Consider the following 12,341-nt stretch of genomic DNA (forward strand, 5'->3'; position numbering starts at 1 on the left):
ATGGTCGACGAAAATATCTTGTGTGTGATTGCGTTACCGATAGGTCGGACTAGCGGGCGTGTCCGCCAAGAAATCGTGACATGATAGCTGCGGGTGCGGACTGGAGCAGCGAATCGGATAGGCCGTTGCCTTCTCCAGATTCGCCGCCCCAGGTTATACGCTTAGAATAGGCGCAGAATTGCCTGCTGTGCCTGATTGGCGAGGGACAGGGAGATCGTCCCTAGCTGCTGCCGCGTCTGCAGCGTGAGGATGTTGGCGCCTTCTTCATTCTGGTCGGCCTGAATGAGCTTGTTGGCACCCTCGGTCAGAACATTGCTGAACTCCACGGTGTAGGTCTCGCGGCTTTGAATGATATTGAGGTTGGTGCTCAGTGTCGTGGCGGCTGCTCGCAGCGTCAGCTTGGCGCTGTCGAGCTGTGCCACGGCATTGTCGATATCGGATCGGTCGTTCCAGGAATTCTGAGCGAAATCCAGTCGCAGCCCCTGACCGTCGGTCTGGACATTCTGGCTGACAACCTGCACCTGGCTGGAATTCGTCTCATTGAACTGGACCGTGAGGTCGTTGGCGCTGCTGCCATCGACGACCTGCTTTGTCGCGAGCGTGGCTGTGCCGCCGACCTGGCCGTTACGAACGGTGAACTGCGCCGGGGTGGTCTGCCCGGTGAACTCACCACGGACCTTGAAAGTGAGAGTCCCTTTGGTTCCGTTCGTGACCAAGGCACTTACGTCCATCTGCAGGACGGCGCCGTCATTCGCTCCGCCGGATATGTCAAAGCGAAGGTTTGCAGCGGCGGCACTCAGATCGATATTATTCAGCACCGCACTGCCGCCCACGCCATCCGACAGCTTAAGCGTTGCGTTGGTGTTGTCGGTCGCGTCGATCTCGATGGTTACTTGGGTCACGCCGTTCGCAGCAAAGCCGGTAATCGTATCGGTCACGAAGTTGGCAGCAGTCAGGCCACCGGTGGCCGTTGCTGTCGCAGCGACTTCAGCCGCGGTCGCGGCCGCCGCCGTGGTAATGGTATTGAGGGCGGAATAGTCGAAGGTGACGCTGTTGCTGTTGGTGTTGGTGGCGTTGGCGACAGCGACGGCTGTGCCGGCGTTGGCGCTCGTCACCGCATAGGTGGCACCGCCGGCAACCGTGATGGCATTGCCGCTGCTTCCGGTCGCGCTGACGGTGTAAGTCGTGAAGCGGCCGGTTGTGTAGTTGAAATTGGCTTCGACTGCGCTGGCTTGCAGGGTGTAAGTTTCGTCAGCCGCGATGGTCTGACCCGTCACCGTTGCAATGGCCTGCGCGCCCGCTCCGAACGCAGAGCCCGCAGTATCCGCGAACGAGGCCGCTTTCAGAATCTGACGCTCGTCGATGACAAGACGAGCCGTGCCGGAATCGAAGGCGAATGCATTTTCTCCGTTCGACAGCTTGGCGAGCCCAAGCTCGTTCATGCCGTCGCGGACAACGGTCTCGCCGCTGCCATTGGTCACGACGACGCGAAGATTGGTATTCTTCTCGATCGTCGAAACGCTGACGCCAGCCGTATCCGGCACATCTTCGATCTTGTCGAAATCGACTTCGAAGGAGACGTTGGTGCCGCTCTTGAAGCTCGTTGCAATACGGAGCGGCGTGGCGACTGCCTTCGCATCCTTCCATTGATCCTGTGTCAAGGTGAAAGAGTGCGTCTCATTGCCTTCGGAGATAGTGAAGGTCTTATCCTTGCCCTCACCGCCGCTGACTTTGATCTGAACGGCATCAAAGTTGCCAGCGTTGCTGTCCAGGAACCCCGAAATGTTGATATTGCTGAGGCCAGAACGCAGTTCCGTGTCGGCGAGGTCGCGACTGTTTCCGCTGATGGCGCCGTCGCCAACAACTTCCACTTTGTAATTGTCGGCGCCGGTGACGTTCGTCGCTCTCGCTCCGGAGATGCCCTGCAAGGCATTCGTCGCCGTTTTCGATGTGGCGGTGGCATCCAGACGCAGGCCTGAACCGACAAGGAGATTCTTGCCCTGATATCCGCTGTCCTGCGCGAGTCGGTCAATCTGACGTAACAAGGTATTGTAGGAATCAGACAACGACTTCCTGAGCTTGACGGCATTGGCATCGCTGCCGAGATTGCTCATCGCCTGTGTCGTCAGGCCGCGCGCCTGTTCCACCAGTGCTTCGATCTGCGAGATGCCTTTGTCGGCGGCGGTGATGGTGCTGATTGCCTGGCCGATGCCGTCCTTGAGAGCCGTGAGATCGCCAGAGCGCTGCGACAATCCTTTCGCAGCAAAGTATCCCGCCGGACCGTCGAGCGCCGAATTGATCTTATTACCTGTCGCGAGTCGCAATTGGGTGGTCGCGAGATCTTTCGTTGTTTGCTGCAACAGAAGCAGATTCGAGCGAATGCTGGACGGAAGCTGAATGTTGGTCATGACATTGTCTCCTTCGGGTCATGTGTCCAACGTCTCATCGGCCTTTATGCCAATGATCGTTGCCGAAGGAGCGATAAGCAGCGCTTAAGCCAGCGTGCCACGTCTCAGCCGAAGTTTGATGAAACGATGCCCTCGATGAGTTGATCGCGAGAGCTTGTCGCTATTTAGGTTGCGAAGAGAATCGATCTAAGAAGAAAAATAAGTAGAGTAATGATGATTGCCGTGCCCAGACGGGCAGAGATCAAAATAGTCCCGGCAACACAGAAGGCCATCAAGATAAATAATCAAGTCAAGCCAGACTCAAAAATTCGACGAGACAGGAAGATGGAAATGGAGTCGCTCTCGGAATTAGAACAAGCTTAGAGAGAAGAAATGAGAGAATGCCGGAACATCAAGATTAACTGGTGGTGAACGCATCGATCAAAACGGATATTGACCAGACATTCCAATAAAGATGAAACGAGTCCAGCCAGGGACAGTAGAAAAGCGTAATTGCGACAAGGCGTCGCATACCGCGGAAGGCCTGAAAATAAAGAAAAAAGCCGTACCCAACGGCAATAACTGCCTATTGGCCGGCAAAAAATGCCGGCAAATTGTGCCGCGCACGCTGGGCAGCAGTAGATTGCAAGTTTTCGATTTAGTCCCACAGCGTCGTGGGCGAGGCGCTATTTTATCGTCCGGATGCGAACGACGACGTCGATTCTATCCAAGGCAGTGCCGGGTGGAACCTCAGAGACGTGAACGGTGGCGGCGCTTTCCGGTATGTCGATCAGCCGTCCTTCGTTTTCCAGAAAGAAATGATGGTGCGGCGTAACATTTGTGTCGAAATATGACCGTCCGGGCCCAACCATAACCTCGCGGAGAAGGCCCGCGTCCTTGAACTGCTTAAGTGTATTGTAAATCGTCGCGAGGGCTATCGAGTGACGACGGGATGCGGAAAGGAATTGCAGTTCCTCCGCTGTCACATGACGATCGCCTTCTTCAAACAGGAACTTTGCAATTGTCAAGCGCGGAGCTGTCGGACGAAGGCCCGCGGAGCGAAGTCTGTCAATCATGTTGGTGAAGTTGCGGGAACTGGTCATTCTGAGACAGGCTCTTTCGGCATGTTGAAGAAAGCACGATGCAAGTCGTAAGCAGGCGATAGATGAATAGTAAGTATCGTTCGTAGAAATTATCGCATTCTACATGCCAAATTCACAACAGTCTTCACTGCTGATCCGGTACGAGCACGGCGGCGCCATGAATTTGCCCGAGCCTGAGAGCGGCGAGGGCATCGTTGGCGTCCGTCAGGGAATAAGCGCTCACCTGCGTACGAACAGGTATTTTCGGTGCCAGCGACAGGAAATCGATGCCGTCCTGGCGCGTGAGATTGGCGACCGACACGATCTCCCGCTCCATCCATAGGAGCCGATAAGGAAAGCTCGGTATGTCGCTCATATGGATGCCGGCGCAAACAACGCGGCCACCGGGCCGAACGGCCTGCAACGCGGCAGGCACCAGAGAGCCGACCGGTGCGAAGATGATGGCGGCATCAAGGGCCTCGGGCGGCTGTGTTCCAGATGGGCCCGCCCAGATGGCACCTAGGTCTCTGGCAAAGGACATGGCTGCAGGATCGCCTGGCTTGACGAAAGCATAAACCTGGCGTCCCTCATATCGAGCAACCTGAATAAGGATATGCGCCGCCGCGCCAAACCCATAGAGCCCAAGCCGTCGGCCGTCGCCCGCCTTGCGCAAGGCACGGTAGCCGATGAGCCCGGCGCAGAGAAGCGGTGCTGCTTCCTCGTCGGTGTAGGATGGCGGGATGGGAAGGCAAAAGCGTGCATCTGCTATCATGAAGTCGGCATAACCGCCGTCTCGCTGATAGCCGGTAAAGGTCGCGTGTTCGCAGAGATTTTCGCGACCGGCACGGCATTGCGTGCAGATACCGCAGGTGAAGCCCAGCCACGGCACGCCTATTCTGTCGCCTGGAGCCAGCGCGGTGACCCCGTCCCCGCGTGCAAGAACGGTCCCGATTACCTCATGGCCGGGAATGCAAGGCAAGTGCGGGGACGTCAACTCGCCGTCGACGATATGAAGATCCGTACGGCAAACGCCGCAAGCGCGTACCCTCAGCAATACTTCGCCCGTTCCAGGCATGGGCCATGTGCGTCTCTGCCTCTGCAATGCGTAGCCCGGTGCCTCCAGCACCATCGCCATGCCCACCGCACCCGGATCAGATATCGTTGGACCTGTCACGATGCCATACCTCTCTGGCCTCATCGCGAAAGCTTCTTGCCGACCGTGGTTGCCGTCGTTGAGCTGAATCAAGTCGACTCGAAATGAGGCGAAGCCCCTGCGATCTGCAGTGTCGATCCGCCGCAGACATTGATCGAAGAAATGTTGCAGTGAACTTACCCGAGGGCAGTCCCAAGAAAGCGGATATTTCGGTGATGCGTTGTGCTTAGCCGATCCGTCTCGGCATTTCGTTACCATTGTCAGACGCGACGAAAAAAATCCGGCTCGACCATACTGGGCATATATTGATCGATATCATGTAGTTCTGTGATCGAATTCATACGACTACCGAATAAATGCCAATTGTAGAGTGATGTGTCTGTATATCTACGTAAGGTTGATCTGGGTCAACTGCTGCGCTGCCTGTTCTCGCAATACTGCATTCTTCAAGCAAACGCCCCCGCCGTGAAGGACATGCGATGCGCGCATTTGGAATTGTCGGCAACTGTCGCGGCAAGAACCGCCTCGTGCCAAGGATCGTGGCCGAACTCAATGACAAAGGAATGAGGGTTTCGACGCTGAAGCGAGTCGGCGACGATGTCGATCTCGATCGACCTGGCAAAGCAAGCCATGCACTGCGAGAAGCCGGCGCCCGCGAAGTCATGATCGCCAACGCATTCCGGTCGGCCATCATGACCGAATATCGCAGTCCGGATGAGCCCGAAGTGGATGCTCTCCTTGAGCGGATGTCCCCCGTCGATCTTGTCATTGTCGAAGGTTTTCATCTCTCGCCCTATCCCAAATGCGAAATCGTTCTGGACGGTCAGGATCGTCGCCCGAACTATCCTGACGACCCATCGATCGTCGCGCTTGTTACCGACACGACGCTCGCCACTTCCTTACCTCAGTTCGCACCGGATGCAGTTGAGGAACTTGCGGCGTTTATCGCTGCGGCGGCGCTCGATACGGGGGAAAATCCGGCGTCCAGCCGGCCTTACGACGGCCAGGTTCATAGGGAACAATCCGCGAGGCGCAACGGTCCAGAACGGATTGTCGCCTGATCCAGCTCGCGCAAGGACAATGGTGATGAAGATGGCCTATCCGAGCACGTCGAACTTCACTTGGTCTGCTGCTTTCGAGACCGGAAATGCCGAGATCGATGCTCAGCATATGGCGCTCATCGATGGCAGCAAGAAATTGAAAGAGCTGGTGAGATCTGGCGGCGATTGGGATGAGGTAAAAGCCGGCCTAGCCCACTTCACCGAAATCTGTTTGCGACATTTCCGCTACGAGGAACAGATACTCGAGCAGGTTGGATTTCCGCGCTATGCCGAACATGTGGCGCAGCATCACCGGATCGAGGTAATGCTGCAGGAGTTCGGCGACATGGTGGCCAGGGCGGATGGCGATGCGCCCGAGCATCGCGAGCTGGTTGCATCATTGGAGATAAGGATCATCGACCTCATCGTCCGGCACGACCTCGACTATAAGTCGCATCTGATGAATATAGCCGGCTATTGAAGCTCGGTGTGACGGAGCTCAGCAATGATGCGTTCATTCAACAATCTAAGTATCGGTACCCGCGTCCTTATTGGCCTTGCCATTCCTATCGTCGGCTTGCTTATCATGTCGGCGGTTGCTGCCGAATCCAAGCTGCGCCAATGGTCCGAAATGAAGGATCTCGGCGCCCTGTCCAAATTGGCGCCCATGGTCAGTGCCCTGGTGCACGAGTTGCAGCGCGAACGCGGAACTTCGGCGATATATATCGGCAGCAACGGCGGCCGCTATAGCGATGAACTGAAATCGCAATATCGGGCGACGGATACCGAACTGGCGAACCTGCAAGCTGCGATCGATGGTCAGGATCCGGCGATCTTCGATCCGGCGATACATCGGCTTATCGCCGATTCAAACGAGCGGTTGGCAAAGTTGGCGGTGGCGCGAAAATCCGTGCAGGATCTGTCTGCCTCGGTTGACGCGATGGCGGCTTTCTATACGCCGGCCATTCGCAGTCTCCTTCCGATCGTCGAGCATATGGCACGGCTCAGTCACAATGCCGAAGTCACCCGTGCGATTACAGCCTATGCCAGCTTTCTGCAGGCCAAGGAGCGCGTTGGGGTGGAGCGCGCCATGGGCGGTGCCGGTTTCGGGGCCGGGAAGTTCGATCCACTCATCTATCGGAGCTTCGTCGGGCTAATCTCCGAACAATCGGCCTATTTCGATCGCTTTCGCATATTTGCGTCGGAGACGCAGCGGGCTGCAGTCGACAGTCTCGAAAAGACCGTATCTTTTGACGAAGTGGCAAAGCTGCGTCAGGTGGCATTTTCAAGCGTCGAGACCGGGTCGACCGAGGGCGTGGATGCGGGCCGGTGGTTCGCCGCCGTCACGCGCAAAATCGATGCCTATGAGGAGGTGGAGCGGAAAATCGCAGCCGACCTTACGGCACAGACGGCGGCGCTGGGCAAGGAAGCCAGGAACACCATGCTGTTCTTTGCCGGAGCGTCGACGATTCTGTTTATGCTGACGCTCGTTCTTGGTCTCGCCATCGTCCGCAGCATAACGCGGCCAATTGCCGGCATGACTGGTGTCATGACGAAGCTGGCGCAAGGTGATCATTCCGTGCCGATCGACGGGGCCGGGCGCGGAGACGAAATCGGGGCCATGGCCAAGTCGGTGGCTGTATTCCGCGACGGGCTGGTTCGCGCCGACGCGCTCGCGCGCGAGCAGCGGGACGCGCAGCGCGAACGCGATAACAAGCAGACCAAGGTGAATTCCTACATCGGTCAATTCGAGTTGACGATGCGGAGCATCCTTGACGGGCTTGTACATGCCGAACACGTCATGGGTGAAACGGCCAGCGGCGTCGACAAGGGTGCGGCGGATACCAAGAACGAGTCCGCATCGGTCGCCGCCGCGGCCGAACAATCGACAACGAACATCCAATCCGTTGCCAGCGCGACGGAGGAATTGGCGGCCTCGATCCAGGAAATCTCCAGGCAGGTCGCACATGCCGCGCACGTGACCCAGCTGGCGGCGAATATCTCCGATGGAACGGGCGACAAGGTGAAATCCCTGGTTACCACTGTCGGGAACATCAGCGAAGTAGTCCATCTTATCGCCGATATCGCCGAACAGACCAATCTCCTGGCGCTCAATGCGACGATCGAGGCTGCCCGCGCCGGCGAGGCTGGGCGCGGCTTTGCCGTGGTGGCCAGCGAGGTTAAGTCCCTGGCCAATCAGACGGCGCGGGCGACCGAGGAAATCGGCCGTCAAATCGGCGAAGTACAATCGTCTACGAGTGACACGGCCGCCGCGATCGGCCGGATCACGGATGTGGTCAAGCAGATCAATGAAGTCTCCGCCTCTATCTCGGCCGCGGTCGAGCAGCAAGGGGCTGCTACGGCCGAGATAGCACGCAATGTCGAGCAGGCATCGTCGGGCAGCGCGATGGTGACGACCAGCATTCACCGTGTTCTGTCATCGGCCGAGCGGTCGGCCGGCCTTGCCGCCGAAATATCGGTGTCCTCGCAGGATCTCTCGCAGCAGACCAAGGTTCTGAAGCACAGTGTCACCAGTTTCCTCGACAAGGTACGTACGGCAGATGGTGGTGCGTCTGGCGACCTGATCGAGTGGAATGACGAATTGACGATCGGCCAGCAGGTCATCGATACCGAGCATCGGAGGATCGTGGCGACGATCAACGAATTGCACACCTCTATCGTCTCGGCCGCTGCCGGCAGCGAGGTCGACGCGGCATTCAGGAAGATGATGGAATATACGCGCAATCATTTCACGCATGAGGAAGCGCTTATGGAGCAGCGCCATTATCCGGAACTCGCCGAACATCGGCGGCATCATGACAGTTTCGTCAAGCGCCTGACGCGACTGCAAGAGCGCTTTTCCGGCGGCCATCACGAGGCCGGCATCGATCTCCTCAATCTGCTGAGCAGCTGGTGGATGACGCATATCTCAACTGAAGATACGCGCCTGGCGGCATTTCTACGCAGACAATCCACTATCTGAGGTCGTCTTCGAGGCAGAATGAGCGTACGCGCGCTATGTCGTCGATCTGGGTGTGGCGGCCGCTGACATGGACGCCGATGGATTTGAGCTGCGCCAGGGATCTTGACAGGTTTTCCGCTGACATCCCGAGCCAGCTGGCCAGTGTCCTGCGATCGACCGGGAGATCGATCGTCGCCGCGCCGTTCATGCGGCCGTCGGATAAGGACAGAAGGTAGCCACCGAGCCGCTGGGTGCCGGACCGCAGTTTCTGATCCTTCAGCTGGCGCGATAGCAGGCGCCAGTGCTTTGCGAGCTTCATCGCCACGGCTTTGGCGAAAGATGCCTCGTTGTCGAGGAAGCTGCGAATGAGCGGTGCCGGAAGATAGGCAATGCGCGATGGCGCGATGGTTCGCGCCGACATCATGTAGGGGAGATTGAGAAGCACCGCGGCAATTGTCACCACATCGCCGGCACCGAAGATCTCGATGATCGCTTCACGGTCCACGACAACGCGGCTTTGCGCGTCCGCCGGAACATCGACAGATGCCTCCGTGGCCGCAGCCGAACCCACCAGGGCGACGCTGCCGCTAAGGATTACGTGCAGGAACTGCGCGCCCTGGCCTTGTTCGAACAGAATGGCGTCAACGGGCTGTGATTGCACGAAACCCTCGGCCTGGAGGCGCCCGCGGGCCTCGTCCGACAGCGCGGCGAAGAGAGGAAAGCCGAGTACGGCCGTTAGGTGCGCCTGTTCCATCCGCCTTCGATTCCCTTGTGTTCAATACAGCGATGGAAAGTGCCGCAGGCCACACCCGCAATGCAATCCTCACCATCCACCTGAATGATTATCCAAACTCTGATTGACAATAATCAAGTCAATCATTGATCACGGTCAGATTATTGAAAACAAACAATAAAAATATGAATCGCCGAGTGCGCTCTTGATTCATATCAAGGGCCGGAGCGGGGGCCTGGCCGATGGTTAGTTGACACTTCAAGGAGCAAGCTCGTGGCAAGCCAGTCGAATCCAGTTCAAACGGCGAATGATGGCCTCATTCGTGCCGTCGGCCTTAGCACATTCAGCTTCACCATCTGCTTCGCCGTCTGGACAATTTTCTCGATTATCGGCGTGCGCATCAAACAGGATCTGGGCCTCAACGATACCGAATTCGGGTTTCTCGTCGGCTTGCCGATTCTCGTTGGCTCGCTGATCCGCCTGGTACTGGGTATCTGGGCTGAGCAGTTCGGCGGCAGGCGTGTTCTGACGGTCGTCATGGTGGCCGCTGCCGCCGCGACTTGGTTGCTGTCCTATGCCACGACCTATCCGGCATTTCTGCTGGCTGCTCTTGGCGTCGGCATTGCCGGCGGCTCCTTCGCGGTCGGTATCGCTTATGTGGCTGATTTTGCACCTGCCGCCCGGAAAGGGACCATGCTCGGTATCTTCGGCATGGGCAATGTCGGCGCGGCGGTCACAAAATTCCTGGCCCCCTTTGTCATGGTGGCGTTCGGATGGACGATGGTTGCCCAGATATGGGCCATCGGCCTCCTCGTGACGGCGATTGCCTTCTACTTCCTGGCCGAGGATGAGCCGACCCTCAAGGCTCGCCGCGCTGGCAAGGCGCGTGGGCAGAGCTTCTCAGAGCAGCTGCAACCCCTGGTGTCGCTGCAGGTATGGCGCTTTTCCCTTTACTATTTCTTCGTCTTCGGCGCCTTCGTTGCGCTCGCCCTGTGGCTGCCACGCTACTATGTCGGCGTTTACGATCTCGACATCCGTGTCGCCGGTATGCTGGGTGCTGCCTACTCGATTCCGGGTTCGTTGTTTCGCGTCCTCGGCGGCGTGCTCTCGGACAAATTCGGCGCTCGCCGCATCATGTACTGGACCTTCGCCGTCAGCGTCATCTGCACCTTCTTCCTCAGCTATCCGGCGACGGAATATGTCGTTCATGGAATCAAAGGCGATATTACCTTCAGTTTTGAAATCGGCCTCGTCCCGTTCACTATCCTGACCTTCGTGCTTGGCTTCTTCATGTCGCTCGGCAAGGCTGCGGTCTACAAGCACATCCCAGTCTACTTCCCCAACAATGTCGGGTCGGTCGGCGGCGTGGTCGGTATGATCGGCGGGCTCGGCGGTTTCATTCTGCCCTTCGCCTTCGGGTTCATGAACGATGTCACTGGCGTATGGACGAGCTGCTTCATGTTGCTCTTCCTGCTGGTCGCGATTGCGCTCGTCTGGATGCATTTCGCCATCCGCCGGATGGAGCGCCGCCAAATACCGTCGCTGCGCGGCCCGCAATACCTGCCGGAACTGGCCGAGACGCATCGGCAACACTGAATTCATTTCGATGGAGCAACCAATGTCTGCCCCCGCCACCGAACCCAAGCCAGCCTTGGATAGCCGCACCTGGCTGTCGCACTGGACGCCGGAAGATACAACCTTCTGGGAGCAAGAAGGAAAGCAGCGCGCGTGGCGTTCGCTTTGGGTGACGACTGCCAATCTCACTTTTGCCTTCTCAATCTGGTTCCTGGTGAGCGCCCTGGTTGTGCGTCTGCCGGCCATCGGCTTCCAGCTTACCACCGATGAACTCTTCTGGCTGACCGCTATGCCCGGCCTGGCTGGAGGCAGCTTCCGCTTGATCCACAATCTGCTGACGCCGATCTATGGCGCACGCCATGTGGTCACATTCTCCAGTCTCAGCCTGCTCATACCGGCTGTCGGCTGGGTGATCGTCGTGCAGGATCCGACGACGCCCTATTGGGTGTTGATGACATTGGCCTTTCTCGCTGGCCTTGGCGGCGGCAACTTCTCAAGCTTCATGCCAGCAACCAGCCTTTTCTTCCCCAAGCGGCTGCAGGGGACGGCGCTGGCGATACAGGCCGGTATCGGCAATCTCGGCGTCAGTATCGTGCAGTTCGTGACACCGTGGATCATCGGTTTCGCCTTTTTCGGCGCAGCGGCCGGTGCGCCGCAGGTGTTCACCAAAGGCGAAGTGACGAAGGACATATGGCTGCAGAACGCGGCGCTCATCTATGTGCCGTTCATCTTCGTCCTGGCGGTGGTAGCCTGGTTCATCCTGCGCTCGGTGCCAGTGCGCGCCAGCTTCAAGGAGCAGTTCGACATCAACAAGAACAAGCATACCTGGTTGATGACGAGCCTCTATTTGATGACATTCGGTTCCTTTGCCGGGTTCTCGGCGACTTTCCCGCTGTTGATCAAACAGCTCTACGGCGGGTTTGAAGGTGCGCCGGATCCGCTGGCCTATGCGTTCTACGGCCCGCTCGTCGGATCGGTGATGCGTACGCTGGCCGGGCCGCTGGCCGACAAGTTCGGCGGCGCCCGCGTCACCAACGTTGCGGCCGTCGGCCTTATTGCCAGCACCATCGGTGTCGCCTTCTACGTGACACCGGAAAGCCTTGCGGAGTTCCCCTATTTTGTGGGCTTCATGCTGGCGATCTTCTTCTTTGCCGGCATCGGCAATGCCTCGACCTTCAAGCAGATGCCTATGATCTTCCCGCCGCGCCAGGCGGGTGGGGTCATCGGTTTCACCGGCGCCATCGCCGCCTACGGTCCGTTTGCGGTCAGTATCATGATCGGCCAGTCCATTGCCTGGACCGGCGGGGTCACTGCCTTCTTCTGCACCGCCGCCGTCTTCTATCTTGCGAACTTTGCGATCAACTGGTGGTACTACGCGCGGCCCAATGCCGAAGCGAAGTGCTGAGAAT

The 12,341-nt window shown here is 58.1% G+C and carries 9 protein-coding genes; 5 read left to right on the forward strand and 4 right to left on the reverse strand.

What is annotated here, in order from left to right; all coding sequences use genetic code 11:
• Window positions 1-161 precede the first annotated feature (161 nt).
• The 3 genes from ACE3TY_RS00415 to ACE3TY_RS00425 form a co-directional block, all read right to left on the reverse strand.
• Window positions 162-2,408 (reverse strand): hypothetical protein, encoded by a 2,247-nt coding sequence (locus ACE3TY_RS00415; RefSeq protein WP_374649834.1) that lies wholly within the window; start codon window positions 2,406-2,408, stop codon window positions 162-164.
• Window positions 2,409-3,073: 665 nt separating this feature from the next.
• On the reverse strand, window positions 3,074-3,490 hold the full coding sequence (gene irrA, locus ACE3TY_RS00420) for an iron response transcriptional regulator IrrA (protein ID WP_374649836.1): 417 nt from the start codon (window positions 3,488-3,490) through the stop codon (window positions 3,074-3,076).
• 124 nt (window positions 3,491-3,614) lie between these two features.
• Window positions 3,615-4,604: a zinc-dependent alcohol dehydrogenase family protein gene (locus ACE3TY_RS00425; RefSeq protein ID WP_374649838.1), complete on the reverse strand. Its 990-nt coding sequence runs from the start codon at window positions 4,602-4,604 to the stop codon at window positions 3,615-3,617.
• A gap of 497 nt (window positions 4,605-5,101) precedes the next feature.
• Between ACE3TY_RS00425 and mobB the strand changes: the two genes are divergently transcribed.
• From mobB to ACE3TY_RS00440, 3 genes are read left to right on the forward strand one after another with little or no spacing between them, the layout of a single operon-like run.
• Window positions 5,102-5,683, forward strand: a complete 582-nt coding sequence (gene mobB / locus ACE3TY_RS00430; protein WP_374649840.1) for a molybdopterin-guanine dinucleotide biosynthesis protein B — start codon at window positions 5,102-5,104, stop codon at window positions 5,681-5,683.
• 25 nt (window positions 5,684-5,708) lie between these two features.
• Window positions 5,709-6,143, forward strand: a complete 435-nt coding sequence (locus ACE3TY_RS00435) for a bacteriohemerythrin (protein WP_374649842.1) — start codon at window positions 5,709-5,711, stop codon at window positions 6,141-6,143.
• 24 nt (window positions 6,144-6,167) lie between these two features.
• Window positions 6,168-8,645, forward strand: a complete 2,478-nt coding sequence (locus ACE3TY_RS00440) for a bacteriohemerythrin (RefSeq protein WP_374649844.1) — start codon at window positions 6,168-6,170, stop codon at window positions 8,643-8,645.
• Here the strand turns inward: ACE3TY_RS00440 and ACE3TY_RS00445 are convergent.
• Entirely contained in the window at window positions 8,638-9,378 is a 741-nt protein-coding gene (locus ACE3TY_RS00445) for a helix-turn-helix domain-containing protein (RefSeq protein ID WP_374649846.1), read from the reverse strand. The two genes, ACE3TY_RS00440 and ACE3TY_RS00445, sit on opposite strands and share 8 nt — an antisense overlap.
• Window positions 9,379-9,630: 252 nt before the next feature.
• On the opposite strand from ACE3TY_RS00445, the gene ACE3TY_RS00450 reads away from it, so the two are divergent.
• Together ACE3TY_RS00450 and ACE3TY_RS00455 are read left to right on the forward strand one after the other, a co-directional pair.
• On the forward strand, window positions 9,631-10,953 hold the full coding sequence (locus tag ACE3TY_RS00450) for a nitrate/nitrite transporter (protein ID WP_374649848.1): 1,323 nt from the start codon (window positions 9,631-9,633) through the stop codon (window positions 10,951-10,953).
• 22 nt (window positions 10,954-10,975) lie between these two features.
• A complete protein-coding gene (locus tag ACE3TY_RS00455) occupies window positions 10,976-12,337 on the forward strand; it encodes an MFS transporter (protein WP_374649850.1) in 1,362 nt (453 codons plus the stop codon).
• Window positions 12,338-12,341 lie beyond the last annotated feature (4 nt).

The sequence above is a fragment of the Dongia sp. genome (assembly GCF_041918875.1).
In the GTDB taxonomy this organism is placed as follows: Bacteria; Pseudomonadota; Alphaproteobacteria; order Dongiales; family Dongiaceae; genus Dongia.

Excerpts from the sequence above, each read along its gene's own strand:
- ACE3TY_RS00415 (WP_374649834.1), bottom strand. The coding sequence starts at position 2,408 with ATGACCAACATTCAGCTTCCGTCCAGCATTCGCTCGAATCTGCTTCTG.
- irrA (WP_374649836.1), bottom strand. The coding sequence starts at position 3,490 with ATGACCAGTTCCCGCAACTTCACCAACATGATTGACAGACTTCGCTCC.
- ACE3TY_RS00425 (WP_374649838.1), bottom strand. The coding sequence starts at position 4,604 with ATGGCGATGGTGCTGGAGGCACCGGGCTACGCATTGCAGAGGCAGAGA.
- mobB (WP_374649840.1), top strand. The coding sequence starts at position 5,102 with ATGCGCGCATTTGGAATTGTCGGCAACTGTCGCGGCAAGAACCGCCTC.
- ACE3TY_RS00435 (WP_374649842.1), top strand. The coding sequence starts at position 5,709 with ATGAAGATGGCCTATCCGAGCACGTCGAACTTCACTTGGTCTGCTGCT.
- ACE3TY_RS00440 (WP_374649844.1), top strand. The coding sequence starts at position 6,168 with ATGATGCGTTCATTCAACAATCTAAGTATCGGTACCCGCGTCCTTATT.
- ACE3TY_RS00445 (WP_374649846.1), bottom strand. The coding sequence starts at position 9,378 with ATGGAACAGGCGCACCTAACGGCCGTACTCGGCTTTCCTCTCTTCGCC.
- ACE3TY_RS00455 (WP_374649850.1), top strand. The coding sequence starts at position 10,976 with ATGTCTGCCCCCGCCACCGAACCCAAGCCAGCCTTGGATAGCCGCACC.